The 26,403-nt window shown below is 39.4% G+C and carries 27 protein-coding genes and 1 tRNA gene; 16 read left to right on the top strand and 12 right to left on the bottom strand.

The genetic code is table 11. The features are described from left to right. Positions 1–101 precede the first annotated feature (101 nt). The 3 genes from AC6UDC_RS00350 (at position 102) to AC6UDC_RS00340 (ending at position 2,275) form a co-directional block, all read left to right on the top strand. The gene (locus AC6UDC_RS00350; RefSeq protein WP_500720705.1) at positions 102–644 is read left to right on the top strand and encodes a TetR/AcrR family transcriptional regulator; all 543 of its coding nucleotides are present in this window, start codon (positions 102–104) and stop codon (positions 642–644) included. 130 nt (positions 645–774) lie between these two features. Then, the gene (locus tag AC6UDC_RS00345; protein WP_500720704.1) at positions 775–2,103 is read left to right on the top strand and encodes a D-alanyl-D-alanine carboxypeptidase family protein; all 1,329 of its coding nucleotides are present in this window, start codon (positions 775–777) and stop codon (positions 2,101–2,103) included. 98 nt (positions 2,104–2,201) lie between these two features. Continuing rightward, positions 2,202–2,275 (top strand) — tRNA-Lys (locus AC6UDC_RS00340). 215 nt (positions 2,276–2,490) lie between these two features. Here AC6UDC_RS00340 and AC6UDC_RS00335 read toward each other — a convergent pair. Then, positions 2,491–3,078 carry a helix-turn-helix transcriptional regulator gene (locus AC6UDC_RS00335; protein ID WP_500720703.1) on the bottom strand — a complete coding sequence of 196 codons (588 nt, stop codon included), beginning with the start codon at positions 3,076–3,078 and terminating at the stop codon, positions 2,491–2,493. A gap of 120 nt (positions 3,079–3,198) precedes the next feature. Between AC6UDC_RS00335 and AC6UDC_RS00330 the strand changes: the two genes are divergently transcribed. Continuing rightward, entirely contained in the window at positions 3,199–4,776 is a 1,578-nt protein-coding gene (locus AC6UDC_RS00330; protein ID WP_500720701.1) for an ATP-binding cassette domain-containing protein, read from the top strand. A 227-nt stretch (positions 4,777–5,003) separates the two neighbouring features. Here the strand turns inward: AC6UDC_RS00330 and AC6UDC_RS00325 are convergent, their stop codons facing one another. From AC6UDC_RS00325 to AC6UDC_RS00315, 3 genes are all read right to left on the bottom strand, one after another. Beyond that, positions 5,004–5,924 carry an L-lactate dehydrogenase gene (locus tag AC6UDC_RS00325; RefSeq protein ID WP_500720700.1) on the bottom strand — a complete coding sequence of 307 codons (921 nt, stop codon included), beginning with the start codon at positions 5,922–5,924 and terminating at the stop codon, positions 5,004–5,006. A gap of 534 nt (positions 5,925–6,458) precedes the next feature. Next, positions 6,459–7,367, bottom strand: a complete 909-nt coding sequence (locus AC6UDC_RS00320; protein WP_500720698.1) for a zinc-binding dehydrogenase — start codon at positions 7,365–7,367, stop codon at positions 6,459–6,461. A 300-nt stretch (positions 7,368–7,667) separates the two neighbouring features. Next, complete coding sequence (locus AC6UDC_RS00315; RefSeq protein WP_500720696.1) at positions 7,668–8,480, bottom strand: helix-turn-helix domain-containing protein; 813 nt, start codon at positions 8,478–8,480, stop codon at positions 7,668–7,670. Between the two features lie 159 nt (positions 8,481–8,639). On the opposite strand from AC6UDC_RS00315, the gene AC6UDC_RS00310 reads away from it, so the two are divergent. Further along, positions 8,640–8,855, top strand: a complete 216-nt coding sequence (locus AC6UDC_RS00310; protein ID WP_500720694.1) for a DUF3923 family protein — start codon at positions 8,640–8,642, stop codon at positions 8,853–8,855. Between the two features lie 44 nt (positions 8,856–8,899). On the opposite strand, the gene AC6UDC_RS00305 is transcribed toward AC6UDC_RS00310, so the two are convergent. Then, positions 8,900–10,039: a trans-sulfuration enzyme family protein gene (locus AC6UDC_RS00305; RefSeq protein WP_500720692.1), complete on the bottom strand. Its 1,140-nt coding sequence runs from the start codon at positions 10,037–10,039 to the stop codon at positions 8,900–8,902. A gap of 232 nt (positions 10,040–10,271) precedes the next feature. Between AC6UDC_RS00305 and AC6UDC_RS00300 the strand changes: the two genes are divergently transcribed. The 8 genes from AC6UDC_RS00300 to AC6UDC_RS00265 all read left to right on the top strand — a co-directional run bounded on the left by AC6UDC_RS00300 (position 10,272) and on the right by AC6UDC_RS00265 (position 18,110). Continuing rightward, positions 10,272–10,922 (top strand): TVP38/TMEM64 family protein, encoded by a 651-nt coding sequence (locus tag AC6UDC_RS00300; protein WP_500720690.1) that lies wholly within the window; start codon positions 10,272–10,274, stop codon positions 10,920–10,922. 166 nt (positions 10,923–11,088) lie between these two features. Continuing rightward, entirely contained in the window at positions 11,089–11,808 is a 720-nt protein-coding gene (locus AC6UDC_RS00295; protein ID WP_500720688.1) for a nicotinamide mononucleotide transporter, read from the top strand. A 350-nt stretch (positions 11,809–12,158) separates the two neighbouring features. Further along, a complete protein-coding gene (locus AC6UDC_RS00290) occupies positions 12,159–13,280 on the top strand; it encodes an NAD(P)-dependent alcohol dehydrogenase (RefSeq protein ID WP_500720686.1) in 1,122 nt (373 codons plus the stop codon). A gap of 64 nt (positions 13,281–13,344) precedes the next feature. Beyond that, the gene (gene aldA, locus AC6UDC_RS00285; protein WP_500696236.1) at positions 13,345–14,805 is read left to right on the top strand and encodes an aldehyde dehydrogenase; all 1,461 of its coding nucleotides are present in this window, start codon (positions 13,345–13,347) and stop codon (positions 14,803–14,805) included. A gap of 165 nt (positions 14,806–14,970) precedes the next feature. Next, positions 14,971–15,465 (top strand): GNAT family N-acetyltransferase, encoded by a 495-nt coding sequence (locus AC6UDC_RS00280; RefSeq protein WP_500720684.1) that lies wholly within the window; start codon positions 14,971–14,973, stop codon positions 15,463–15,465. A gap of 116 nt (positions 15,466–15,581) precedes the next feature. Beyond that, positions 15,582–16,418, top strand: coding sequence for an aldo/keto reductase (locus AC6UDC_RS00275; RefSeq protein WP_500720682.1), 837 nt, complete (start codon positions 15,582–15,584; stop codon positions 16,416–16,418). Between the two features lie 23 nt (positions 16,419–16,441). Beyond that, a complete protein-coding gene (locus AC6UDC_RS00270; RefSeq protein WP_500720680.1) occupies positions 16,442–17,044 on the top strand; it encodes an NAD(P)H-binding protein in 603 nt (200 codons plus the stop codon). A gap of 22 nt (positions 17,045–17,066) precedes the next feature. Beyond that, the gene (locus tag AC6UDC_RS00265; protein WP_500706048.1) at positions 17,067–18,110 is read left to right on the top strand and encodes a zinc-dependent alcohol dehydrogenase family protein; all 1,044 of its coding nucleotides are present in this window, start codon (positions 17,067–17,069) and stop codon (positions 18,108–18,110) included. Positions 18,111–18,212: 102 nt separating this feature from the next. On the opposite strand, the gene AC6UDC_RS00260 is transcribed toward AC6UDC_RS00265, so the two are convergent. After that, on the bottom strand, positions 18,213–18,950 hold the full coding sequence (locus AC6UDC_RS00260) for an SDR family oxidoreductase (protein ID WP_500720678.1): 738 nt from the start codon (positions 18,948–18,950) through the stop codon (positions 18,213–18,215). Between the two features lie 150 nt (positions 18,951–19,100). Continuing rightward, a complete protein-coding gene (locus AC6UDC_RS00255) occupies positions 19,101–19,847 on the bottom strand; it encodes an SDR family oxidoreductase (RefSeq protein WP_500720676.1) in 747 nt (248 codons plus the stop codon). Between the two features lie 182 nt (positions 19,848–20,029). On the opposite strand from AC6UDC_RS00255, the gene AC6UDC_RS00250 reads away from it, so the two are divergent. Beyond that, positions 20,030–21,256, top strand: a complete 1,227-nt coding sequence (locus AC6UDC_RS00250; RefSeq protein WP_500720674.1) for an ammonium transporter — start codon at positions 20,030–20,032, stop codon at positions 21,254–21,256. A 284-nt stretch (positions 21,257–21,540) separates the two neighbouring features. Here AC6UDC_RS00250 and AC6UDC_RS00245 read toward each other — a convergent pair whose 3' ends face one another. Then, on the bottom strand, positions 21,541–21,897 hold the full coding sequence (locus AC6UDC_RS00245) for a hypothetical protein (protein ID WP_500720672.1): 357 nt from the start codon (positions 21,895–21,897) through the stop codon (positions 21,541–21,543). Between the two features lie 405 nt (positions 21,898–22,302). On the opposite strand from AC6UDC_RS00245, the gene AC6UDC_RS00240 reads away from it, so the two are divergent. After that, entirely contained in the window at positions 22,303–22,869 is a 567-nt protein-coding gene (locus AC6UDC_RS00240) for an LbetaH domain-containing protein (protein WP_500720670.1), read from the top strand. Between the two features lie 142 nt (positions 22,870–23,011). On the opposite strand, the gene AC6UDC_RS00235 is transcribed toward AC6UDC_RS00240, so the two are convergent. From AC6UDC_RS00235 to AC6UDC_RS00220, 4 genes are all read right to left on the bottom strand, one after another. Then, positions 23,012–23,374: a type II toxin-antitoxin system PemK/MazF family toxin gene (locus tag AC6UDC_RS00235; RefSeq protein WP_500694238.1), complete on the bottom strand. Its 363-nt coding sequence runs from the start codon at positions 23,372–23,374 to the stop codon at positions 23,012–23,014. After that, positions 23,371–23,613 (bottom strand): hypothetical protein, encoded by a 243-nt coding sequence (locus AC6UDC_RS00230; RefSeq protein WP_500694239.1) that lies wholly within the window; start codon positions 23,611–23,613, stop codon positions 23,371–23,373. Before AC6UDC_RS00230 ends, AC6UDC_RS00235 begins: the two co-directional genes overlap by 4 nt. A gap of 301 nt (positions 23,614–23,914) precedes the next feature. Further along, positions 23,915–24,931 (bottom strand): NADP-dependent oxidoreductase, encoded by a 1,017-nt coding sequence (locus AC6UDC_RS00225; RefSeq protein ID WP_500720668.1) that lies wholly within the window; start codon positions 24,929–24,931, stop codon positions 23,915–23,917. Positions 24,932–24,943: 12 nt separating this feature from the next. Then, complete coding sequence (locus AC6UDC_RS00220) at positions 24,944–25,756, bottom strand: oxidoreductase (protein WP_500720666.1); 813 nt, start codon at positions 25,754–25,756, stop codon at positions 24,944–24,946. Positions 25,757–25,860: 104 nt separating this feature from the next. On the opposite strand from AC6UDC_RS00220, the gene AC6UDC_RS00215 reads away from it, so the two are divergent. Continuing rightward, positions 25,861–26,400 carry a TetR/AcrR family transcriptional regulator gene (locus AC6UDC_RS00215; RefSeq protein WP_500720664.1) on the top strand — a complete coding sequence of 180 codons (540 nt, stop codon included), beginning with the start codon at positions 25,861–25,863 and terminating at the stop codon, positions 26,398–26,400. Positions 26,401–26,403: the final 3 nt, after the last annotated feature.

The following is a 26,403-nucleotide window of genomic DNA, read 5'->3' as shown; positions in this document are numbered from 1 at the left end:
CATTTTTTGAATTGCTGTTAGTATAGTACTGGAGATTAAATTTCGTCTATACTATTTCAACAAGTGATACAGATTTCATTGTTTTGTGACAGGAGGAAAAAATGAGTAAGAGTACCGATCGATCAAGAGCGTGGCTCGTAGACGCTTTCTTCGAGCTACTAAAACGCAAGAATTATTCTGAAATTACGATTAGCAACATTACTGAAGAAGCCCAATTAGCTCGACGAACTTTTTATCGTATTTTTGATAATAAGGCGGATTTACTGAACTATTATTGTGACAATTTGTTTAATGAGTATTTTGAAATGTTGAAGCAAAAAGTTAATGAAGAGATGTCATTTAAAGATATATTGGATATCTTTTTTGCCTTTTGGTGGTCTAAAAAAGATAAGGTAAGGATTTTAATTCAAAGAGATTTATTTATTCCGATTATGTTAAAAAAGAGAGATAAATCTGAGGACATTTATTCTTTATTTAATTTTCCGTGGCATGTAAACGTGAGCAAAAATGGAGCAAATTACATCATGACTTTTTTCGTTGGTGGATACTGGAATGTCTTAGATAAATGGCTTGGAAAAGATAATCCTGAGTCACCAGAATATATTTCGAAATTGTTGTTTAAAGCCTTAAACAAGATAAAATAAGCTGATAATTTAATGGTGATTATCAGCTTATTTTTAATGCCATATTTTGATTATTTTACTAATTTAGTACAATAGACGTATAAGTGTTATCTACAAAAAATATCATTTAATAAAAAGAGGTCATTTGATTTTGAAAAGTAAAAAACATCAATTACTGACGCTGAGCGTGATATTTTCGCTGGTGTTTTTAATCACGCCGCTGATCTTCAATCCTAGTACGGTCGATGCTAGTAACAAACAGCCGCCCATTTCACAGAATGAAATTAACATAAAGGCCAAAAGTGCCATTGCCGTTGATGCCACCAGCGGCCAGATCATTTATAGCAAAAACGCTAACCAAGAGTTGCCGATCGCATCCGTTAGTAAACTTATTACTACATATATTGTGTTAAACCAAATAAAAGCAAAAAAGATCTCGTGGGACAGCAAGGTCAAAATTAGCCCTGGGGTTGCCAGTTTGAGTCAGAAGGATGATTTTACCAACGTTCCGTTGAAAGCTGGTCAATCATACACGGTTAAACAACTGTACGACGCTAGTCTGGTTTGTTCTGCTAACGGTGCTGCCATGGCACTTGGCGAATATTTGGCAGGTCCTAACCACGACTTCGGCAAAATGATGAATCAAGAAGTCAAAAAATTGGGAATTAAGAACGGGCAATTCTATAACGCATGTGGATTGGCTAATCACGATTTAGGCGCGCTAAAGAATTCTAAACTAAGTGATGACGCTGAGAATACGATGTCAGCTAGGGAATTAGCTCAATTAGCACAGAAATTAATTACTCAATACCCGCAAATCTTAAAGACTACCTCAATGACCACATTGGAATGGGATGGAAAGACGCACAAGAACACTAACTTACTTCTGGGCCAGACTAATCCATTCAAGATTGATGGATTAAAGACGGGGACCAGTAATACCGCGGGTGAGAATTTTGTGGGAACCGGTACCAGCAACAACGACCGCGTGATTACCGTCGTTTTGGGAGCCCCTAAGGAACAGCGTTTCGCCCAAACTCAATTAATGCTCAATCAAATCAGTCAGAGCCTGGAACCAATTACGATTGGTGACAACGTGATTAAAAATAAAACCGTCAACGTTGTTAACGGACAAAATCCTAAAACTAAAATTGGCTTGACGGCACCTCAAACGTACTGGTTACCGCAGGGTGAAAAATTAAAGACAGACTTTGTCTCTACCAACCACTCTAGGGTTTTCAAAACGCCACTTGCTCCAATTACGAACGGCGAGAGGGTTGGAACGGTTAACATCCAGGCGTCTCAAAATGAATTAGACTTATTACCAAACAGTTCCATGAGTGTCCCCGTTGTTTACAAGTCAGCTAATCCAGTAAATGTGATGAAAATGATCATGGGCGCGATTGAATTACTGGTTATCCTTCTGTTGTTAATCTACTTAATTCTTCAAATCAGGAAGTTTAATCGACATCGTCACTAGTAATTAAAATTATGAAGTTTTCATTAATCGACCGCAAAAAGTGTTGTCGAACGCGCTAATATGCATTATACTGGTAAATGTAATTGAGTTTTGCTTGCGAGCGGCTAGCTCAACTTGTTAGAGCAACGAATTCTTTATTCGTGAGATTGAGGTTCAAGTCCTTGGCTGCTCATATAAATGTAAAATAAAATGATTGCCTGGTGGGGCAATCATTTTTTTATGGATTCGATTTGGTTTAAATGTCGTTGTGTGATTTATTAATGGTATTAACCGTATGTAACGTTAGAGTAGACATAAATTACTTAATTGTTACGTGATGGTAGCTGGGATGTCATGCACTTTCATAATATGATAAAGAGAATTACTAAATTGGTGGTAATTCTTTTTTTAGTGAAAATATAACGCTACGATGAAACTAATCGTCATTGTAAAGATATGGATGAAGACCCCGATTGTATCTGGAATTGCATATTTGGTTGATAGTCCCGGCTCGATGGAAATCATCCCGACTAAAAGGGTAATTGAAAAGAAGATGATTGAAACTAGAATAATTTTCATTAGATTATGTTTATTTTTAATGGTTGTTATCCAGTTATGATAAGCAACAATGTAACAACAAAGGTTGATTACTAAGAATGGAGTTACCCATTCAAAGTGAAGATGAAAGGGCCTAAACAAATTCATTATGCTTAACAGTAAAAAGAAGATGTTTGCGTAATAAAAAATAGTGGAGATATTAAAATGCTTTTTTGAAACCGTCTGATTATTAGTAGTTTTTACGTTATCTTTTAATAAATTATCAACTGATACATGATAAAGGTCACTAAGATCAACTAAAGTTTCGGCATCAGGATAATGACGTCCGGTTTCCCAGCTGGAAACGGTTTTTCTAGAAACATTTAATTTTTTGGCAACGTAATCTTGGGTTAAATTATTTTTCATGCGAGCATGTTTTAATGTTTGAGAAATATCCATAGACTAATCCTCATTTTGCTTGTAGTAGTAATTAATGATAATTGTGTTATTGATATTATATGCATTATTTACATTATGTGAATAGTTTAAATGTGATAAATAATAAAGAGGGACATTTCTATGTTACGTTACGAATCTAAAGCTAACTTAATATTGTTAAACATCACTGCCATGATTGGAAGCTTTGATAATATTATCATTGCTTACATAATTAGTTCTATGATTTCATTTGCCACTAAAAGAAACTTAGATGGTGTTCCAAGATTTGCCATCAGCGCAACTGTGTTTGCCATTATTGTGTTTACTGCGACGATTTGTCGAAATTATTTTGAGTCCAAATCTAAGCAACAAATTAATGAAAATGTAAGATCCAGATTATTTAATAACATGCTTTACTCTCATGAGAGTAGTGATAAATATCTTAGTTTTTTGACGAATGATTATAAATTGTTAGAAACTAATGGGATTAATTCTGAGTTGCAAATCATGAAATATAGCTATTCAATCATTTTTTCAGCCATATCGTCTTTACTCTTAAGTTGGGAAATCACCCTTTTATTTGTCATTGGAGCCTTGATGCCCATGGTTATTTCTCATTTTACACAAAATGGGATCAAAAGAGCTTCTATGTTGTGGTCTTCAGCTAGTAAAAATTATTTAAATAATATAAAGAATTTAATTGATGGTAGAGATACTTTACAGATTTACAATGGTGAGCAGAATGCGGCAAAAAAGAATCAAGGTGATACTCATACCCTTGAAAAATCACTTTTTAGTCTTAATTTCATCACCAATAATGCCAACACGATTGTTGAATTTTCGGGGATGATATTTAGTCTAGTTATTCCGTTCGTTTTTGGAATTGCATTAGTTATTAGTGGTCATCTTCAATTAGCAACTTTCTTTGCTGTAGTTCAGTTATCGAACACGATTACAGGGCCAAGTATGGATATCATTCAGCTAAGGAATCAGATTATTTCGACTAAGGACATTAAATCAAAGGTCGAAAATATGATGAAACCAGTTAAAGTTGATAATCTAAACGGTGAAAGACGTTTTTATGAACTGGCGCTGAACAACGTTACTTTATCGATTGATAATAAGTTGATTTTAAAGAATCTCACGTTTAACGTTCAAAATGGTGAAAAAGTAGCTATTATTGGTGAATCTGGTTCGGGGAAGTCTTCCTTATTTAAGCTAATTTTAAATGATCAATTTCAATCTTATGGAGAATATTCTATTAATAATTGTTTGATCAATCTCCATAACATATGTAAATTTCAAGATTTGTTTGGATATATCAGCCAGGATACGTATATTTTTGATGATAGTTTCCTGTACAACATTACCTTTGGAAAAAAGTCAAAAATTAATATCAATGAAGTTGTTTCTAAAGCCGGTTTAACTAACGTAGTAAAGAAGTATGGGATGAATTTTAATCTTGGTAGTAATGGAATTAATTTATCGGGTGGTGAAAAGCAAAGGATCGGAATTGCAAGAGCTTTATACACAGATCGTCCTGTGATTCTGGCGGACGAAATTAGTTCGGCATTAGATCAAAAGACAGCCGCTGAGGTACATGATATCTTATTGAAGTCGGATAAAACCCTGATAGAAATTATTCACCATTATAGTCAGAAGGATTTAGCTAGATACGATAAAGTAATTGATTTGAACGATTATAGTGCCACGATTTAGTGAGTTTATTTAAATTGACACCCAACCATTTATTCCATATAATAAAAACGAGAAGAAATCTCTAACTTTTTTCTCATCGCAAGTTGGATGCGATTATCATAGGTGAGTTAGTCCACTATGATTGGCTTTTTTATTATTACGTCTGCTGTGGTGATTTTAATTGCTGACAGTACTAAAACACACCGTAACTGCTAGAAAATCTAGTGGTTATGGTGTGTTTTTATTTCTTAATTATATTTTTCAATGTTATTTTTGATGAAATCAGCTGAAGCTTGGAGTTTATCCTTTTCTTCATCGGTTAAATCAAGTGGGACATCTTCAATGATGCCGTCTCTTCCAACCACAACTGGGTAGGAGAAGTATACGCCATAGTCAGAACGGTAGTTTGAGACTGGCAAAACGGTGCGGGCATCAGAGAGAACGGTGTTGGCGAGTCGTACTGCGGCACTGGCAACTCCGTAACTGGTGTAACCCTTACCTTGCATTACTCTAAAACCGCCGTGGCGTGCTTCCTGGTCTAAAGTGTCGAGGTCAAGATGACGACTTTTGACTAACTTTTCAATTGGTTGGTCAAGAGCCCGAACGGTCGACCATGCGGTAAACTGGGAGTTACCGTGCTCGCCAAGGTTGTAACCAGTCACCGAGCGCGAATCAATGCCTAGCTTTTCACCAACGGCACGCTTCATTCTGGCAGAATCTAGGAGTGTTCCCGTTCCAATGACGTGCTTTTTTGGTAAACCAGTAATTTGTTGGTACAACTGAGTAATCACGTCAACTGGATTGGTAATGGCAATCAAAACGCCATTAAAACCGGAATCACGAATCTTGGGTGCGACCTCTTTGACCTGTTCGATGTTGTAGGATAATTCGGCAAAACGATTGTCGCTGTCGTTATTTGACAGTTTAATCTTACCAAGGGCCGAGATAACAACGTCGGCGTCCTTTAAGGCGTCGTAATCATTTACAACGATATTGGTGTGAAAGGGTAGATTAGGCATCCCCTCCCGAAAGTCAATGGCGTCAGCGTTGACCTTGGCGTCGTTTTTATCAATCATTACTAAGTCATCGGCGAACCCACTTACAACAATGTAGTTTGCCACCGTTGATCCAACGTGACCGTCACCAATGATTCCAATTTTTCTAGTCATAATATGCCTCCCATTAATTATTTGGTTTCAGTTTAACAGATTGAGGTTGATTGGGAGTAAAAAAAGTTGGATTGACATTTATGCATTTATCACATATAATAATAGTGTAATAAAAAAGGAAGAGATATTGCGCATCTCTTCCAAGCGCGTATTTCAGGTGCGTTAATTGGTTGGGCTAATCAGTGATGATTAGCTTTTTTTATTATCGCATATGTTTTGGCAAGGTAGAAAATGGCTTTTGAAATTGTCATTACTATCTGTGACGTGGCATATGCTAATAATATCCAAATGACGCACACCTCTCGATCTGTTCATCATGCTCCTCCTTATTCAGGATGTTTTGGGAAGCGATGTAACACATCTGTACGCTGAGGCATTTGAGCCTGTATATCAGTTCTACAGGATAAAACAGTTTAAAACACTTAACTTCTTAAGTAATATTGTGTGGTTTAACCGTTGATATAATGAAGGAAAAACTTTTTAAATTTTTTGGAATAAAAGTTACCGTTAAACTAAGTATGAAATTTTCTGGCGTTAATTTATCTTTACTAAAATTCTTCCTTGTTTTCCATGATCACTTAAATGTTTTTGAGCTTCTTTGACATGATTAAAATCATAGATTGAGTCAATATAGGATTTTAAAGAACCATCATTTAGCATTTGGATAATTTTGTTGTATTTTTGAGGAGCAATTGGTTTATTTTTAAACAGATAATTAATCTCTTTCCGAATGGGAATAAAGTTAGGTAATGCTGACGAAAAAATGGTTCCGTTCTTACATAATTTGACCTCTAAACTGTGCAATATTTGTACATTTCCAGTTGTGTCTAAAACATAGTTGAACTGGTTGTTAGACAACTCATTTTTATCGGTCACAATATTATTTTTAAAATTACTAGATAAGAACTTTTGATCGATTTTAGAGGAAAAAATTACTGTATCGATTCCTAATAAATTTAACATTTGAATTAGGTAAGTTCCGACACCACCGGATGCTCCTATTAAAAGGACTTTATCATTGTGATTGATTTTTGATTCTTGGATCACCATTAGAGCAGTATCTGCACCGCCAAAAATGGTAGCACCTTGTTTCAAAGAGACTCCGTTAGGCAATTTAAATGTATAAAATGGTATTTTTGGTGAAACATATTCGGCATAGCTTCCAGTGGTTGAAACTCCAATCACATTTTGGTTGATATTCTTGCTGTTTTTTAATAATCCCGAATTTTGGATGGTACCGGAAAAACTATATCCAATAACATTAGGAAGTACCTTTGAATTTAAATCCCCTAGTAATCCATTTTCACTATAAATATCCCACGGTAAAACTGGTACGTACTTTACTTTGATTAAACTAGATAATGGTAATGTTCTTGGTTGTGATATTTCTTTAGATACCAGACCGTCAATTCCATCATAATTGGTTTGAACAATTGCTTTCATATTAATTTCTCCCTTATTTTTTATGATTTAATTTTAAATAAGCAGATAGAAAAACGATAATTAGTATTCTAATTATCGTTTTTTAGTAAGCTCAATTACTCTTATATTTAGTTAAAGGAGGGATGCTTATGTTGTGGCAATTGATTGTACTTTTCTTTATCAGTCTGTTAATTAGTGAAGTTTTTTCTGTATCTTTACTTACTACAGCATTGGTAGTTTACGCAATATTCTTTGTATTATTTTTTATTAAATTGATTATCTTACTTTGGTTAAGAAAAAGGTTATGAAATCGTCTAAAGTTTATAGTTTTCTGTTAATTTTTTGGTTGAATACATCTGATAAAACATTGGCACTTTTTCTAGATTTATTTTCGTTATCTTTATCACGCAACTTTTCATAGCATTTTGATAGTAAGAAATATAAATCAGACAACATATAGTTAGAATTGCTTTTTGTGATCCAAATAATTCCATCGGAAATCGTATCAATTGCATCGCTATATTTTTGGTGATCATATAGAGCTAAAGCATATTGATAAAAGACAACGTTTAAATTTTCACTGTAATCTTTGAAGTCACCGTTTTTAATTTTATTGATTAAAGAGTTGAATTGCTCGTTATTGAGTTTTGACGATTTGGAATTAATAAAATCAATGGCACTAAGTAGAAGAATTTCAATCGACGATAAATTTCGCTTAGCTTTTGGATTATAGGTGTATTGCAATGCCATTTTAAGAATTTTGGCAGATTCCTTTGGATCCTGCTTTAGTTGAAATACCGCACAACCATAATAATAGTAATATTTCTGAAAATCTTTGTCGTAGTGAAGTTGATTGATGACATCTGAATGGTCCAGCAAGTCGATCAATTTACGATATTCATGTTGATTACATAAATTTTCGATTTTTTTCGTAATGTCTTTGAATGAGCTGATTTCAAAGTAGTCAGCTAGTAGCACACTATCAATGGAAATGTCTAATTTATGGCAGATTTGTGATAGAAGAATGGCATTTGGGATATAATTTCCCATTTCGATATTACTAATCATAGACTGTGAACAGATTTCGTCTGCTAGTTCAGATTGAGATAAGTCATGTCTTTTTCTCTCTATCATGATGTTGCGTCCCATTATTTTTGATGCGTGATTAACATTGTTCATGATAGATGCTCCTTCAATGGAATTGGCTCATTTAGGCAATTATAGACGACCTTACGAATAATGTGTATAATCATGTGAAAATAATATTATTAGAATTATTGGAGGGCTTTACATATGAAATTATGGGCTGGAGTATCCATTTTTGAAGCATTAACGTTTGTTGTATTTACAACGCTAATTTTTGTTAGAAAAGTTGATGCGACGAGTGTAGTTCAAAACACTAAACTAAAATGGATTACTTTTGGGATCTTGTTAGTTCCATATGTAATTCTACTTATTTGTCAGTTAATTTGGTACCTTATGATTAAAAAATATCATTCGGCAAAATAAAGAAGCTAGCATATTCGTATCTAAATATGCTAGCTCTTTGCTTCCTAAATTTTATCAAACGCCTGTTTTAAATCGTCCAGTAGATCTTCTTTATCCTCAATTCCGACTGACAAACGAATCAGACCGTCAGCAATTCCGTCTTTTAGACGTTCTGCTCTTGGAACGGAACCGTGGGTCATGACCGCTGGAACTTCAATCAGGCTTTCCACGCCACCAAGGCTTTCAGCCAGGGTGATAATTTTCAAACTTTCGACAAAGGTCTTCGCCGATAGTCCTGGTTGAAGTTCAAACGAAATCATGGGACCAAAGTTACGCATCTGTTTCTTTGCCACTTCGTAGTTCGGATTGTCAGGGTCACCGGGATAGTAAACCTTCGCCACTTTTGGTTCATTTTTGAGAAAATCAAGAATGGCGTTCGTGTTGTCTTGGTGAACCCTCATGCGAGCACCCAGCGTCTTAATACCACGTTGAACCAACCAACTGTCATCTGGTCCAAGCGTACTACCGATGGAATTCTGCAGGAAGGCCAACTGTTCGGCAATCTGGTCATCGTTAGTAACGGCAACGCCCGCCACGACGTCACTGTGTCCGCCGAGATACTTGGTGGCGGAGTGCACCACCACGTCTGCACCCAAATCCAACGGCTTCTGATTATAAGGGGTCGCAAAGGTGTTATCAACGATGGTTTTGGCACCGTGTTTTTTCGCCATTTCGGATAATTTATGAATGTCGGCTACCGTCAGCAGTGGGTTCGTAGGGGTCTCAAAGTAAATGGCCTTAGTGTTGGGCTGAAAAGCAGCTTCAACGGCGTCTACATCTTGCATGTCAACGGCCGTAAACTCTAGTCCAAAACGTTTCATCACCTGATTAATCAGACGAATCGTCCCGCCGTACAGGTCTTGTCCGACAATGATGTGGTCACCCTTGGAATACATAGAAAGGATGGTATTGATGGCAGCGGTCCCCGAACCGAAGGCAAAGCCGGCGGTTCCGTTTTCGAGTTCTGCCATCTGGGTTTCAAAGGCGTAACGGGTCGGATTGCCCGTCCGTGAGTATTCCCAGCGTGGATTGCCGCCCAGCTTAGTTTGTTTGAAAGTTGAGGCGCGATAGACCGGGACGGAAACGGCTCCCGTTTTCTTGTCACCGGTGATCCCGCCGTGAATTAATTTTGTGTCAATGTGCAAAGTAAATACCTCCTTGAATGTGACTATTAGGATTGATTATAGACTAGTGATGAAAGTTAGAAAAGAAATGGCATTATCGAATTTAATTTTGTAAAATCAGTTTTATCGTTTCGTGACATGTGTTAGAATCTCCCTATTCAATTAATGTTAGGGGAAGTTTATCATCATAAAAAAATTAGAAAACAAGAAAATCGTATACTGTCTTTTAGCGATTATCGTTGTTATTGGATTAGTGATTCTGTTTAAAGATTATTTTCCACAGATTCGGATGTTTTTTGATCCGAGTCAGCGGGGCGTGGCCGTCAAAGAAATTCATGAGCATGGGGTCATTGATGCGGCTCTGTTTTTAATTGTTTTAACGTTTGCGACGCTGTTACCGTTTGTTCCTTATCAAGTAATCTGTGTGCTAGCCGGTATTTGTTTCGGGAACGTTTTGGGCTTTTTTATTAATTTAATTGGGTTAACCCTTGGTGGACTATGCAGTGTTAAGTTGATTAAGTCCGTCCGTAACATCGCCAGTAATTATCGAGATAAAGAATTGAGTTTTAGTAACGTTAAGCATCCCTTTATCATTCTGTGTATTGGTTATGCCATCCCATTCTTCCCCGTTTATTTAATTAGTTACGCGGCTTCACGGTTCAAAATATCACGCAAATTACTGATCATAGCGGTCGTGATTGGGTCAATTCCACAGTCAATTATTTATATCGTTGGTGGGATGTACATCATTAACGGTAGTTTAAAGCGAATTGTCGGCGTCCTAGTTGGTGCCATCCTGTTTATTATTGTTTTACACATGGTCATTAATCACTTTACAAATAAAGATAGTTCTAAGACTAAGCATCAAGAAACAGCGAAAGATAGTCAAAGCAAATCGAACTAGATTAATTAGGCAATCCATCCGGGTTGTCTTTTTTTACGTTCAAAATTTGGCTTCTAGTAATGATAATGGTGTTATAATCAAGCCGTTCAATTGTTTGTAACAAAAAACTAAATAACGAGGGTTGCTTCCGATACGCCTCGCTAAAAACAATGAGGAGATGTTCATAATGTTACATGCATTAGCAAAAAGTCGATGGTTTGACCTAGTTGGAGTTGCAATTGTGGTGATTGCGTCGATTGCGAGTGGTTATCTGACGGAGAATCTGGCAGACGTCACGCACTGGGGCTCCTGGGCGGTCTTTGTTCCGTTTGGAATTATTTCGATCGTAAACGCCGTCCTCTCCATTTATTCAACGCGTTTAACTGGGAGAATGAATAACCTCGGCAACGTGATTGGCATCATTAACGTAATTCTGTCCGGCTTTATTGACTACGTTTTAGGTAATAAAGCGGCGGTCGTTACCTATCCGGTGACTTTCATCATCTACACGTTTGCGATTAATAAGTGGATGAAAACCGCCAAGTACAAGGCGACCAAACCGTATACGGGCGTCAAGAAGTGGGTTGTCATGACCAGCATTTTACTTTTGAGTCTGGTATTTTCGTTTGCGGCTAATTTAGTGGGATGGCCTAATGGTTACACGCATTTGTTATTCTGGATTGTTGTGATTGCGTTTGATTTGTCGCTTTCGGCGAACATTTTAAACGCGATGAAACTGACCGTTCAGTGGAAGTACTGGTTCGTCTACAATCTGATCCAGTTACTAAAGGCCATCGTACAAGGCAACTTCGCAAACGTTGGCAAATACATCTATTACATTATCAACTCGATTTGTGCGCTTGATTTCTGGGAGAAGCCAATCTTGAATCCAGCAAAAATTAAATAATTAAGTAAGGGGAATCCATTTATTGGGATTCTCTTTTTTATACATAATTAAAGTTTATTTCATCACAATATTGGGGAATTTCTTTGCTTTTGACTCTACTAGAAACACAAGGGTTTGAAAGAATAATTTCTTAGATAATTATGATTTTGATGTGTTATAACTTGAATTTTTCTAGAAGACGAGTATAACAATCTGTAAGCGGTTACAGATCAAACCAATCATTTCGAAAATTCCAATCCTGTTTTATAGAAAAGAGTTTAAAAAATCAATTGTTGATTAATGAAATCAGCTTTTTCTTTGATCATAATTGCTCAATAATTAACAATTTTACATTATGGGAGGGTTTACTTATGAAGATTGAAGCAGCGGTCGTTAATAAGAAAAATGGCAAGTTCGAAATTAAAGATGATGTCGAATTAGCCAAAATGCAACCAGATGATTTACAAGTTCACATGGTTGCGACCGGAATTTGTCACTCAGATGAAGCTTTAAGAAAGGGCACGGCAGAGATTGGTTATCCGATTATTCTGGGTCATGAAGGTTCTGGGATTGTCGAAAAGGTTGGTTCGGAAGTAAAAGACTTTAAGCCCGGCGATCACGTCGTTCTGTCATTTTATGGTTGTGGAAACTGCATTAACTGTTTAAGGGGAATTCCCACTCAATGTTTAAACTATGCGGCCAATAACCTATCGGGGGTTCGTCCCGACGGCAGTGCGCACTTTACCGAAAATGGGCACGATGTTGCCGACATGTTTGACCAATCATCGTTTACCACGACCACGGTGGTTCGTGAACGAAACGCCGTTAAGGTCTCAAAGGACCTCGATTTGAGAAAGTTAGGACCATTAGGTTGTGGCTACGTGACTGGTAGCGGAACGGTCTTTAACACTTTAAAGCCCGAGCCCGGCTCAACGATTGCAGTCTTTGGGACTGGAGCCGTTGGGTTAGCTGCCATGATGGCTGGTCGGATTTCCGGATGTACCAGTGTGATTGCCGTTGACATCGTTCCTTCCCGTTTGAAGTTGGCCAAGGAACTCGGCGCCACTGATGCCATCAACAGTAAAGACGAGGATCCCATTGAAGCCATCAAGAAATTAACTAATGGGCACGGAGTTGACTACGCCGTTGATACCACTGGTGTTAAACAGGTCATGGAAAGTTCGATTCAAGCCTTGGCTCAAGGCGGAACAACGGCTACGATTGCCGTAACCGACCAGCACATTAACTTGGATACTTGGAACGACCTTTGTACCAGTGATCGCAAGGTTGTCGGTGTTAACATGGGTGATTCGATTCCGCAAGTCGACGTTCCCCGTTTAATTCGTTTTTACCAATTAGGCATGTTCGACTTTGATAAGACCGAGAAGTTCTACCCATTTGATGAAATCAACGAAGCCAATGCTGATTCCATCAGCGGAAAGACGATTAAACCGGTACTAGTAATTGATAAGGACTACCAACCCGGAAAATAAGGTTGATTAAATCACTTTAACATGATTGTTGAAATTAAATGTTATTGAAAGGAAGCATCATATTATGGCTGAATTAAAACATTACCAAATGTACATTAACGGAGAATTTAAAGATTCAGATTCAGGAAAAGTATTAACGGTGCTCAATCCAGCGACGGGACAGGCGATCTCAACCGTTCCTAGTGCTAGTAAGGAAGAGACTAAACAAGCCATCGATGCCGCAGCTAAAGCCGAAGAATCATGGAAGAAGGTTCCGGCTGCCACTCGTGGTCAGTATTTGCACGCGGTCGCAAACGAAGTTCGTAAACAAAAAGATCATTTGATTTACATGCTTCAAGAAGAACAGGGTAAGATTAAGTCACTTGCCACCACTGAGATCCTGTTCTCAGCCGATTACTTTGACTACATGGGAAGTGCCAGTCGAACCTATGAAGGTGAGATTCTTCAATCCGATAATGAGGACGAAAGTATCATGATTGAAAAGCAACCAATTGGCGTTGCGGCCGGCATTCTTCCATGGAACTTCCCGTTCTTCTTAATTGCCAGAAAGATGGGTCCAGCACTAGTCACCGGGAATACCATTGTGATGAAACCAAGTTCTGACACCCCTAACTTAGCGCTTGAATTCGCTAAAATCGTTGAAAAAGTTGGCATTCCTAAGGGCGTCGTTAACATTGTCACGGGACCAGGTTCGGTTGTTGGCGACGAATTGTCAAAGAATAAAAAGGTTGGCATTATCAGTCTGACTGGTTCGGTTGAATCAGGGAAACGAGTCATGACGAGTGCCGCTACCCATTTGGCCAAAGTGTCACTTGAACTCGGTGGAAAAGCTCCCGCCATTGTATGTAAGGATGCTGATATTGACTTGGCGGTTCAATCCATCATTGATTCCCGAGTTGATAATAACGGTCAGATCTGTAATAACTGTGAACGAGTATACGTCCAAGAAGACGTGGCCGACGAATTTATCAAGAAATTATCGAAGAAAATGTCAGAAATCACGGTTGGCGATCCGATGAAGGACGAAAACGTTGGGATGGGTCCACTGATTAACCAAGGAGCTTTGGATAAAGTTTCGAAAATGGTTGACCGAGCCGTTGAAGCCGGGGGTAAGGTTACCGCTGGTGGTCACAAGTTGAACATCGAAGGTGGCTTTTACTATGAACCAACGGTCATCACGAACGTCAAACAGGATTCTGAGATTATTCAGGATGAAATCTTTGGACCGGTTCTCCCAATTGTGACCTTCAAGACCCTAAGTGATGCCATCAAGATGGCTAACGATAGTGACTTTGGCCTTACTTCATCAATCTTTACCGAGAATCTGGATAACGCTCATCGAGCCGCAAATGAACTCGAAGACGGTGAAACCTACATTAACCGTTACAACTTCGAAGCCATTAATGGTTCACATTCTGGTTGGAAAGAATCTGGAATTGGTGGTGACGATGGTAAACATGGAATTGATGAATTCTTAAACACCCACACCATCTACTTGCAGGGACACCCTGATAAAGCAAAATGATAATCAATATTAATAATTAGAAACGGGATGAACTCATAGAGTCGGACCAAAAGTCGACTTTATGGGTTCATTTGTTTTACTTCTGTTTCTTCTTCATAAATTGTCAAAGTGGCGAAAGATTGATAAGATTTAGGCACTAATTAAAAGATAACCGAGGAATAATTAATGAAATTACGTGCTTTAGAGAAAACTGATTTACCCAAACTCCATGAACTGTTTAATGATAAACGGGCCATGGACTACTGGTTCACCGAACCGTATCTTTCTGTGTCGTCCCTTAACGAAAGATACGAGCGTGAAAACAACGACCCCGCTATTCGCAATTTTGCGATTGACGTCAAGGGCAAGTTCGCTGGAATCGTGGCATTGATTGATATTAATCCACGCGATCGAAACGCTGAGATTGAGATTGCGCTTGGCGACGAATTCGTTGGTAATGGCATTGCCCAGGCGGCGTTTGACGCTTGTGTGAACTATGGATTTGAGACGTTAAACCTCCACAAGATTTTCTTATACGTTGACGTGCAAAACAAACCCGCCGTTCACATTTACGAAAAGTTTGGGTTTAAGATTGAAGGAACGCTCAAAGACCAGTTTTACGTTAACGGAAGTTACCATGACGTGTACTGGATGGCAAAATTTGAAGATGACTCGGTTTAAGACAACCAATCTTTGGTTGTTTTTTTCTTTTCTACAAAACGCTTTACTTGCATTCAAGTCCAAGTAAAGGTGTAAATTATGGGGTAGTTAATAAATAACTAATAAGGAGAGTTATCATGGAATACTTTACATTAAATGACGGTAACCAAATGCCCGCAACTGGTTTTGGGACCTTTCAAATCACCAACCCAGAAGAGGCCGAACAATCGGTCATCGACGCCATCGCATCGGGTTATCGTTTAATCGATACGGCTCAATACTACCGAAACGAAGAAGCCGTGGGTCGGGGTTTAAAGAAGTCTGGCGTAAAACGCGAGGATTTATTTGTCACCTCTAAGGTCTGGTTCACTGACAGTGGTTACGACAAAACCATGAACATGTTTGAAACCAGCCTCAAAAAATTGGGACTGGATTACCTTGATTTATATCTGATTCACCAGCCTTACGGCGACACCTTCGGTTCATGGCGGGCCCTTGAAGAACTTCAAAAAGCGGGCAAAATTAAGTCCATTGGGGTTTCCAACTTCTACGATGATCAGATTACCAATTTGGCACTATTTAACGACGTTAAACCCGCCGTTAATCAGATTGAGATTAATCCTTGGGAACAACAAAAGACCGCCGTCGACTATCTGGAATCATTTGATGTTCGTCCAGAAGCTTGGGCTCCATTTGCGGAAGGCAAACACGCTATCTTTAACAATGAAACCCTGAAAGCAATCGGTGACAAGTACGATAAGAGTGTTGGTCAGGTCATCTTACGTTGGGAATTTCAACGTGGAATCGTGACCCTGGCTAAATCAACTCATAAGAATCGGATGGAAGAAAACATCGATATCTTCGACTTTGAATTAAGTGACGATGATATGAGCCAAATCGCCAAGTTAGACAAGGGTGAAAGCCAATTCTTTGACCATCGTGATCCAAAGACCATTCAAAATTTCGTTAAATAATGAGAATGCGAAAGGCATAATTTATGAAGAAAATTTTAATTATTGGAGCGACCGGAAACGTGGGCCAAGAGGTCAGAAAGAACCTGTTGGAAAAGACCGATGATTTTTTGACACTCTTTTCAAGAAGTGCAGGTCAAAGGTTTAGTGATGATGATCGTGAACGAGCCGTAAGTGGCAACGTAAATGATTTATCTGACCTTGAAAAAGTAGTGCATGGTCAGGACGAAGTGTTTGTGGCGCTTAGTGGCGACTTACCGGAAATGGCCAGGAACGTTGTGGCCGCCATGGATGATGAAAACGTCAAACGCCTAGTCTTCATTACGTCAATGGGCATTTATAATGAAGTCCCTGAAGAAATTTCGGCAAGTGGAAACCTGAAGAACAATCCACGACTAGCACCTTATCGAAAGGCGGCCGATGTGATTGAGGGTTCTGATTTAGATTACACGTTAATTCGACCGGGATGGTTTGATAACGGCAGTAGTGAATACGAAATTACGTATAAAGGTCAAGATGTTAGCGGCAATCGGGTGGCCGTTGCCAGTATTGCTGACCTGGCGACCCGCCTGCTACAAGACGACCAGCTGGATGTAAGGGAAAGTTTGGGAATTAATCGGAAAGCATAATTAATGAATGTGAGGAATTAAAATGAAAGCAACTGAATTTATTAAACCGGGCGATGTCGAACTCGTTGACACGCCTAAACCAAAGATTGAAAAGCCAACCGACGCCATTATTAAGGTGGTACGGGCCAGCGTTTGTGGTTCTGATCTCTGGTGGTATCGTGGCATTGACGAACGAAAACGCGATACCTTTGTTGGTCACGAAGCCATCGGGATTGTCGATTCAGTTGGGTCCGACGTCAAGGACGTTCAACCCGGTGACTTTGTGATTGCCCCATTTACCCATGGTTGTGGTCACTGTGCCGCTTGTTTGGCGGGCTTTGACGGTAACTGTATGAACCAGGAGAAAGGCGCCAACATTGGTTATCAAGCTCAGTACTTCAGATACATCAACGCTAACTGGGGGCTCGTCAAGATTCCCGGTCAACCATCGGACTATTCGGATGAAATGTTGAAGTCACTGGTTACCCTCTCTGACGTTATGGCAACTGGTTATCACGCCGCTGCTAGCGCCGAAGTGAAAGATGGTGACACCGTTGTCGTCATGGGTGATGGTGCCGTCGGCCTTTGTGGTGTAATTGCGGCCAAGTTGCGTGGCGCAAAACGAATCATTGCCATGAGTCGTCACGAGGACCGCCAAAAGTTAGCCAAGGAGTTTGGCGCCACTGACATTGTCCCAGAACGTGGGGATGAAGCGGTTAAGCATGTGATGGAGCTAACCGACGGTGCTGGCGCTGATGCCATCCTTGAATGTGTTGGAACCGAGCAGTCGGTGGATACGGCAACTAAGGTTGCTAGACCGGGTGCCATCGTTGGCCGAGTAGGAATTCCGCAAAAGGCCGAGATGAACACCAACAACTTGTTCTATAACAATACCGGTTTACGTGGTGGCATTGCGCCCGTTACCACCTACGACCGTGATGTTTTGCTGAAGGCGGTTCTTGACGGCAAGATTAATCCCGGAAAAGTCTTTACCAAGGAATTTGATTTAGACCACGTCAAGGATGCTTACGCTGCTATGGATAAGCGGGAAGCCATTAAATCGTTGTTGATTGTTGATAAGGATTAATTATGTTTGACTGAACAATAGTTTAATGAAATTAGAATGACTAGTTTTCCAAAAAAATAAGCCCTTACTCGATTTGAGTAAGGGCTTATTTGGTATATTCACTTACACATCCTGGTCAGTTGGACGAACCAAGACTTCGTTAATATCAACGTTTTCTGGTTGACTCATCATGAAGACCGCAATTTCTGCGATGTTTTCGGGACTCAACCAACCATGTTTGCCAGCTTCAATCTGTTTTTTAATCTTGTCATCGTTGATGGTGTCCATCAGGTTCGTGTCGACAAAGCCGGGTGAGACGATCCCAGTCCGAATTCCATTTTGGTGTTGTTCCTGACGGAGACCTTCCATGATGGCTTTGACGGCGTACTTGGAACCATTATAAACGGCCGAATTAGGGTAAACCACGTGACCAGCGACTGAATCGGTGGCCATGATTAAACCTTGACCCTGTTGTTTCATTTGTGGGACCGCCGCCACAATCCCGTTTAAAACGCCCATGATGTTGGTGTCAATGGCTTTTTTCCAATCGGCTAAACGATCTGGGTCGTCGACAGGACCCTGTGGCATGATGCCAGCGTTGTTATACATGACGTCTAGTTGACCGTACTTGTCGATTGCCATACCGGTCAGTTCCTGAACGTCTTCTTTCTTAGTAACATCCGTAATTTTGTAAGAAAAGTTTTTTGGATTGTCAACTTCGGTGGAAAGCTCTTCAAGTTGTTCCTCATTTCTAGCACCGACGACCACTTTGGCTCCCCTAGACAAAGCTAACTTGGCGGTGGCAGCTCCCACCCCAGAACTACCACCGGTGATAACTACAACTTTATTTTCGATTGTCATAATAAAACCCCTCTTCTAACTTATGACTTCCGATACGAGATCATTTAACGCTAAATTTAGTCCTGATTCAAGTAAATGGGTTCCAAAATTGATTAAGATTCTGTGACAAAAAACTCTCACTCATTGAGTAGGAGTTAAATCAAGGTTTTATTAAACGTCTTGGTCGGTTGGGCGAACCAAAACTTCGTTAATGTCAACGTTTTCTGGTTGACTCATCATGAAGACGGCAATTTCTGCGATGTCGTCAGGTTCTAACCAGCCATACTTGGTGTTGTTATTTTGTTCAATACTCTTTTGAATTTGATCGTCGTGAACGGTTGACATCAGGTTGGTATCAACGGCTCCGGGTGAGACAATCCCGGTCTTGATGCCGTTTTGATGTTGTTCCTGACGTAGGCCTTCCATGATGGCTTTGACGGCATACTTGGAACCATTGTAAACGGCTGAACCAGGGTAAACCACGTGACCAGCGACCGAATCGGTAGCCATGATTAGGCCGTGACCCTGTTTCTTCATTTGAGGAACCGCGGCCACAATGCCGTTTAATACTCCCATGATATTGGTGTTTAAAATATCCTGCCATTCGCTCAATTTAGCTGGATCGTCAACCATTCCCTGCGGCATGATGCCAGCGTTGTTATAAATTACATCGAGCTTGCCAAACTTTTTGATGACTAAATCGACTAAGGATTGCACCTCGTCTTTTTTCGTAACGTCAGTTTGTTGATAGGCAAAGTTTTCGGGATGGTCAACTTCATCGGCCATTCGTTCTAATTTTTCTTCGTTTCGTGATCCAACGACCACTTTGGCACCTCTTTTGAGGGCCAACTTAGCGGTAGCTTCTCCCATTCCAGAAGAGCCACCGGTGATGACAACAACTTTATCTTTAACAGACATCATAACAACTCCCTTCTTAATACAGTTAAAGGGTAAACCCTCATATGGCGTAAACGTCAAGAAAGGAGACTTGATGAAACTTTTCCGTCTTCCATGTAACGTTTTGAGACATTAAACCTGTTCAAATGAAAATTAAAGCCTAGACTATTAGTATACTAAATTGATGAACGGGCGTGACTTACATGGCAGCAAACGAGGTTTTTGTATTTATCTGTACGATTTTGGTGTTCTTCATGACACCGGGGCTGGCGTTTTTCTACGCCGGGATGGTTTCAAGAAAAAACGTGGTGAACACCCTGATGTCGGTCTTCATCATGTGCAGCATCCCCGTTCTTTTGTGGGTCATCATTGGCTACTCGCTCTCATTTTCAGGAAACTATTTCAACGTTATCGGTGGGCTGCATGATTTCATGTTACATAATTTCAACTTTACCGCCCCAGCAACTGCCGGTCCCATCTCCAACGGTTCATACATGCTGTTTCAGATGATGTTTGCCATCATCACGCCAGCCCTTTGGATTGGTGGAATCGTTGGCCGGATGAAGTTTAAGTTCCTAATCTTGTTCACGATTGCCTGGTGTATCTTGATTTACTACCCACTCGTTCACATTGTGTGGGGTGGTGGTTTCTTACAACAGTTGGGCGTCTTGGATTTTGCCGGGGGAACGGTCATTCACATTAACGCGGGAATTACCGCCCTGGTGTTGGCCATCATGCTTGGGAAACACAAACGGGGTAAGAACGATAAAGCCTATAACCTGACCTGGGTCTTTTTGGGAACGGTCATCTTGTGGCTTGGTTGGTACGGTTTTAACTGTGGGTCGGCACTTGCCATTAATCACATCGCGTTTCAGGCGATGCTGACAACCACGATTGCTACGGCAACCTCGATGTTAACATGGATTATTTTGGACGTCTTCATCCTAGGCGCACCATCCCTGATGGGCGCATGTACCGGAACTTTGTGTGGCCTGGTTGCCATCACTCCGGCCTGTGGGTTTGTTGGAATTGGCAGTGCGATTGCGATTGGCGTCATTGCCACCTTATGTAGTTACACGTTCATTAAATACTTAAAGCCCCGTTTGCACGTCGACGATACGTTGGATGCGTTCGGTTGTCATGGGGTATCTGGAATCGTTGGTAGTCTTTTGACCGGACTGTTCGCTAGTAAGGCAATCAATCCGCAGGTGAAGTTTAGTGGCATCTTTGCTGGTGGTTCACTCCATCAGTTTTGGATTCAGCTGCTGGCAACTGGTTTCAGTATCGTGTTTGTGACCGTCATGGTCGTTTTGATTGTGTTAGTGCTAAAGCACGTTACGAAGATGCGAGTTACTCCAGAAGAAGAGGCTAAGGGATTAGACCTGAGCGAGCATAAGGAACGAATTGATTGTGATGCGATTAATCGCTAGGATAACATGAAAGAAAATAATTTTATGTAGTTTGCCTATTAAGTAAAAAGTCAATTAATTTTTCAATCAAATGAGTTAATAAATTAATTATTACTGGAATAATGACTGATAGTAAGAGATACACAAATCACCAGTTTGTGGTGAACTGATGATTGAGCTTATCAGCTAATGGTGGGCTCTTTTTTGTCTTACTCTCGAAGTTAATGCCAATTGAATTACCACGTTTTTGATTTTATTTTTTTCATTTTAAAACCAACATTGTTAATATTATCTATTCAGTTTGATTATTCTAGCTCTATGTATTTCACTTGAAATTGTGGGAATAAAATTTTGAACCCAGAATAGTTTAGATAACCATAAATGCCAATGCTTTTGTTGCCAATTGATCCTACATAATAATGAAGATTAACTGACCCTTGATCATCAGATAAATTTTTGAGTGGTTCATATTTATGGCGTTTTATGTAGTTATAAGTGGCCCAATTTTTGCTAAACTTTTTAATTTTAGTATTTGATAAAGTTATTGCTCTCATTTGAATGCTCACTGCTGCATGGTCAGCAAACAAAAGGTCGAAAGCAAGAAAACCAATCGATAAAATGATAATGAGTGATGTTGATATAAGAATTGTTTTAGCTTTCATTTTGTAGTCTCCTTAATTTATTATTTTTCGTGATAATATTTTATCACTAAATATTATTTATGTAACATAACACCTATGAAAACGGATAAGTTAATTTTGTTTGTTGTAATTTCAATTTTCTCGGTGCTTTTGATTGTTTTTAGTAATATTAATTCAAATCCAATTAATATTTTTAGCAAGGACTTAATGAGCATGGACACGGAGTCAAAGACTGCTCATCAGGGAAGAGTCAAAAGAAACGACATCACAATTGGCCTAAAACTGCATGGTATCGAAATTAGAAAAAGTACTATTAGATACTATAGGTAGGCATTTATGTGATTTTTCTGTTTCTCATTATAATGATGATACAATTGTCACAGGAGCCTTTATAACTCTAAAAAACAAAAATCGAGGTAGATATCTATGTCACAAGAAGATGATCTTTTAAAAGCCGCCTTAAACGGTGGAACGTTTGACTTTCGTGACCCGTCGTTTAAACCAATCTTTGATATTCATTTTAAAAATGCTGAACTATTAAAACAGTTTAACAGTGAACTAGATCCAGTTAAGCAACAGGAAATCCTGGCGAAGATTACTGGCAGAAAAGTACCAGAAAATGTGATTGTCTTTCCACCACTTCAGACTGATTTTGGCCGCAATATTTTCCTAAAACCAGGTGTTTTAATTAACACCGATTGTCTGTTTGACGACGCTGGTGGGATTTATCTCGACGAAAACGTTTTGATTGGACCACGAGTTTCACTGATTACGCTTAACCATGATACGCGACCAGATCACCGAAATTTGATTACCGCTAGTGCCATTCATATTCACAAGAATGCTTGGCTTGGAACTGGTGTCATTGTCCTTCCAGGCGTTACCATTGGTGAGAATGCCATTATCGGTGCTGGCTCGGTTGTCAATAAGGATGTGCCTGCCAATGCAACTTACGTAGGCGATCCGGCCAAACCAATTAAGAGGCATGATTAAGAGTAAAATTGGTTTCAGCGTTTTTGAAACGTGGAATGATTTGATAATACTGTTAGTACTAACAATATGAATGCCAAAGCCTCTAACTAATTCGATAGTTAGAGGCTTTTTGTGGCGTATCAGTTTTTTATTACTATTTGTTTTATCCCTGGCTAGGGAAATTAAAGATCTGACCTACTAATTGTTCTATGATTAGTAAGTCGTATTGAGTTAATTTTTCAATGAATTTAATATTTCTATCACTGTTGCTAGACCAATCATAACTTGCTAGCTGACTAGTTATAACCTGACCATGTGTTTTGTATCCATTTAAATTAAAATTACCAGCATAGTTTCTAATTGTACTCGTAATTGGACAAACAACAGCAAAACGAGTTGCGTCATTAAAGGCTTTGGTACTGATTACTAGGCCAGGACGTCTTTTTTTAATTTCGTTTCCTCTACTGGGATCAAAATCAATCCAAACAACGTCTCCTTGATTTGGACAATACGATTGATTATTCAAATCATTTCACGTCCCTCTAGTTGACTTTTATTATTAATGGGAGACTGGTAAAGTTTTCCGTTGGCATATTTTTTGTCGCCATAAATTTGTTTTATTTTTGGGACCAACATAAGTGCTCCCTGTTGATCTTTAGTTAGAAAGTATTCTTGTCCCAAAGCTAATCCATATTCTTTTTGAGTCTCACTATTGAAGTTAATACCAATTGAGTTTCCACGTTTTCTGATTTTAACTTTTTCCATCAACATCATCTCCTCAATTACATTGTATCACATGTAACACTGAAGAACATAAGAGTACATAGTTTTTCTTTTTTTATTGTTAATTAAACTTTTTAATATATTTAGAACCTCTTAATTGGTTTTGAATTTTTGGTATTTTATTTCTCATTATTGGTGGCTGTTGTACGTTTTTGGAGGATTTATAGGATGGTTTGTTCCTGAAATTGTTGATGTATTTAAATAAATAAAATGAAGTGTCAGACATAGAATTTTAACTTTATCTGGCACTTCATTTTATTTTTACGGTTTTTATTAAATAAAATTACCTCATCTTAATCACTATCTTGCCAGTAGCGTGGTGTGATTCCAGTAGTTTATATCCCGCTAGCACGTCACTAAAGGGGAAAACCTTATCAATAATCGGCCTTAACTGCTGGTCTTCAATCATTTGGGTTAAGATGTTTAGTTGATGACCACTGGGATGCATGATGAAAAAGGTGTATTCAATGTGATGTTTTTTGGCTAAAAGTTGTAGGGGACCACTAGCAATCTCAAACAAAATTGATTTAAACCAACCGAGATGATGTTTCATGCCGAATTTAAAGGTTGGAATTCCGTTGATGGTGATTAGCTTGCCACCAGGTTTTAAGATTTTAAAGGTATCTTTGAGGGTCTTGCCGCCACGACTGTCAAAAGCAATGTCGTAATCACTTAACACCTCGGAAAAATCCGTCGTATGATAATCAATCACTTGATCGACACCTAAAGAGCGCATTAACGCCACGTTCTTTGGACTCGTGGTCGTTGCAACGAAGGCACCCCGCGCTTTGGCAATCTGAATTGCCATGGTACCAACACCACCTGACCCGGCTTGAATGAAGACCTTTTGGCCCTTTTTCAGTTTGCCAATTTCAATTAAGGCCTGATAGCTCGTTAATCCGGTTAGGGGAACGGCACTGGCGTCAACTAGACTCAAGTTACTAGGCGTTTTAGCGATGTTGTTCTCATCGATCGCGATAAATTGGGTTAAAGTGCCACTTTGATAATCAGCAGGACGCCCATACACCTGGTCACCCGATTTGAATTTAGTTACCCTTTTGCCAACTTTGACCACCGTGCCAGAGAGGTCGTTTCCGACGGTAATTGGCAACTTGTATGGCATGATGATTTTTACCTTACCGGATTGAATGGTGTAGTCGATTGGGTTGAGTGATGAGGCCGCGATTGACACCAAGACCTCGTTGTCATTGATTTGAGGAACGGGGATGATGTCCTTTACGAAGGGCGTTCGGTATTTCAGCAGTTGCAGCGCGGTCATTTGTTTGGAAATGTTAGTCATATTAGGCACCTCTTACATAAATTTGGGGATCAGACGATCCATCAGTCTCGTTGGTAAAATGGCGTTGAAGAACGCGGTTGGTTTCGCACCGAACCCGATGAGATATCGTGGTCTGGGATTTCTGGCTAAAACGACTTTTTGAATTGTTTTGGCAATCAAAGTGGGTTGTGACGCTAATTTTGAAGCATAAATTTTATTAGTTTTATTGGCCATTTCTTTAGCGGCTGCTTCGTACTTGGTTCCCTTAGAGGAATTAACCAGCTTGTTCATAGCGATTTTGGACCAGTTACTTTTTACAACCCCCGGTTCGATTAAGACCACCTGGATGCCAAGCTTTCTTACTTCCATTCGAAGTGAATCACTTAAAGTTTCAAGCGCATGTTTGGATGCGAAGTACCAGCCGGCGAGTGGGCTACTGAACCGGCCCGCCATTGAAGAAATGTTGATAATTTTGCCCGCGTGTTGTTTTTCCATGTAGGGTAGAACCAGTTTGGTTAGGGCAACTAATCCAAAGACGTTGACGTCAAATTGGCGTTTGGCTTCCTCAGTACTGACGTTTTCGATGGCGCCAAAAGAACCATAACCAGCCCCGTTGATCAAGACGTCAATCTTGCTGGCAGTTTGAATAACTTGATGAACACCTTTTTGCATCGAATTTTGGTCGGTAACGTCCATGTTAATTGGAGTAACCCCGAAAGCCTTTAATGGTTCCATTGCGTCCGTGTTTCTGGCAGCCCCAAAAACTTGATAACCGGAGTTTGCCAGTCGTTTAGCGGTTTGATATCCCATTCCGGAGCTAACTCCTGTGATTAAGATTGTTTTCATTAGTTACCTCCTAAATGATATAAGTTTCGTTGATTAAGTTACACGAGTATATTATAATACAACTGTTGCATTTGCAACTATTAACCTAAAAAAGGTGATTATTAATGGAAAAAAAGATTGACAGAAGGGTTCGAAAGACCCAAAAAGCCATCCAGGACAGCTTTCGTGAACTATTGCAGGAGAAGCCTAGTTTAGATCAAATTTCGGTGAAAATGATTTGCGATCAAGCCGACATTACGAGAAAAGCCTTTTACGACCACTATTCTGACAAGTCGGCGCTGGTTTTGGACTTTATGAATTCATATTTCAAAGAGTTGAGGTTGACCTGTCAGAATGTCGACGACACGAAAGTCCAAGAAAAGATTGAACTTTGGATTAATTTCTTCACTCAGGACCGTAACTTCTTTCGTAATCTATTAAAAAGTCAAGATTCGTATCAGTTCAGAAAAGAATTCAACGATTTTACCAGGGAACAACTGGCGTTTGTCACTAAAGACATCAGTCAAACGGAACTAGACTTCATTTGCTACGGAATTGATGGCATCATCGAAGAGCTAGTTTTATCAGACGAGCAGGTTGATAAGGGTAAGCTGGCCAAGAGAGTGAAGGCAATTTTAGTGCCATATCTGGGTCAAGATAAATAGGAG

The organism is Fructilactobacillus sp. X7R7C1, assembly GCF_059901065.1.
This window is presented reverse-complemented; position numbering and strand designations above follow the sequence as displayed.

What these genes read in the sequence shown, in the direction of transcription:
- AC6UDC_RS00350 (WP_500720705.1), top strand. Translation starts at nt 102, where the DNA reads ATGAGTAAGAGTACCGATCGATCAAGAGCGTGGCTCGTAGACGCTTTC.
- AC6UDC_RS00335 (WP_500720703.1), bottom strand. Translation starts at nt 3,078, where the DNA reads ATGGATATTTCTCAAACATTAAAACATGCTCGCATGAAAAATAATTTA.
- AC6UDC_RS00330 (WP_500720701.1), top strand. Translation starts at nt 3,199, where the DNA reads ATGTTACGTTACGAATCTAAAGCTAACTTAATATTGTTAAACATCACT.
- AC6UDC_RS00325 (WP_500720700.1), bottom strand. Translation starts at nt 5,924, where the DNA reads ATGACTAGAAAAATTGGAATCATTGGTGACGGTCACGTTGGATCAACG.
- AC6UDC_RS00320 (WP_500720698.1), bottom strand. Translation starts at nt 7,367, where the DNA reads ATGAAAGCAATTGTTCAAACCAATTATGATGGAATTGACGGTCTGGTA.
- AC6UDC_RS00315 (WP_500720696.1), bottom strand. Translation starts at nt 8,480, where the DNA reads ATGATAGAGAGAAAAAGACATGACTTATCTCAATCTGAACTAGCAGAC.
- AC6UDC_RS00310 (WP_500720694.1), top strand. Translation starts at nt 8,640, where the DNA reads ATGAAATTATGGGCTGGAGTATCCATTTTTGAAGCATTAACGTTTGTT.
- AC6UDC_RS00295 (WP_500720688.1), top strand. Translation starts at nt 11,089, where the DNA reads ATGTTACATGCATTAGCAAAAAGTCGATGGTTTGACCTAGTTGGAGTT.
- AC6UDC_RS00290 (WP_500720686.1), top strand. Translation starts at nt 12,159, where the DNA reads ATGAAGATTGAAGCAGCGGTCGTTAATAAGAAAAATGGCAAGTTCGAA.
- aldA (WP_500696236.1), top strand. Translation starts at nt 13,345, where the DNA reads ATGGCTGAATTAAAACATTACCAAATGTACATTAACGGAGAATTTAAA.
- AC6UDC_RS00280 (WP_500720684.1), top strand. Translation starts at nt 14,971, where the DNA reads ATGAAATTACGTGCTTTAGAGAAAACTGATTTACCCAAACTCCATGAA.
- AC6UDC_RS00275 (WP_500720682.1), top strand. Translation starts at nt 15,582, where the DNA reads ATGGAATACTTTACATTAAATGACGGTAACCAAATGCCCGCAACTGGT.
- AC6UDC_RS00270 (WP_500720680.1), top strand. Translation starts at nt 16,442, where the DNA reads ATGAAGAAAATTTTAATTATTGGAGCGACCGGAAACGTGGGCCAAGAG.
- AC6UDC_RS00265 (WP_500706048.1), top strand. Translation starts at nt 17,067, where the DNA reads ATGAAAGCAACTGAATTTATTAAACCGGGCGATGTCGAACTCGTTGAC.
- AC6UDC_RS00260 (WP_500720678.1), bottom strand. Translation starts at nt 18,950, where the DNA reads ATGACAATCGAAAATAAAGTTGTAGTTATCACCGGTGGTAGTTCTGGG.
- AC6UDC_RS00255 (WP_500720676.1), bottom strand. Translation starts at nt 19,847, where the DNA reads ATGTCTGTTAAAGATAAAGTTGTTGTCATCACCGGTGGCTCTTCTGGA.
- AC6UDC_RS00250 (WP_500720674.1), top strand. Translation starts at nt 20,030, where the DNA reads ATGGCAGCAAACGAGGTTTTTGTATTTATCTGTACGATTTTGGTGTTC.
- AC6UDC_RS00245 (WP_500720672.1), bottom strand. Translation starts at nt 21,897, where the DNA reads ATGAAAGCTAAAACAATTCTTATATCAACATCACTCATTATCATTTTA.
- AC6UDC_RS00240 (WP_500720670.1), top strand. Translation starts at nt 22,303, where the DNA reads ATGTCACAAGAAGATGATCTTTTAAAAGCCGCCTTAAACGGTGGAACG.
- AC6UDC_RS00230 (WP_500694239.1), bottom strand. Translation starts at nt 23,613, where the DNA reads ATGGAAAAAGTTAAAATCAGAAAACGTGGAAACTCAATTGGTATTAAC.
- AC6UDC_RS00225 (WP_500720668.1), bottom strand. Translation starts at nt 24,931, where the DNA reads ATGACTAACATTTCCAAACAAATGACCGCGCTGCAACTGCTGAAATAC.
- AC6UDC_RS00220 (WP_500720666.1), bottom strand. Translation starts at nt 25,756, where the DNA reads ATGAAAACAATCTTAATCACAGGAGTTAGCTCCGGAATGGGATATCAA.
- AC6UDC_RS00215 (WP_500720664.1), top strand. Translation starts at nt 25,861, where the DNA reads ATGGAAAAAAAGATTGACAGAAGGGTTCGAAAGACCCAAAAAGCCATC.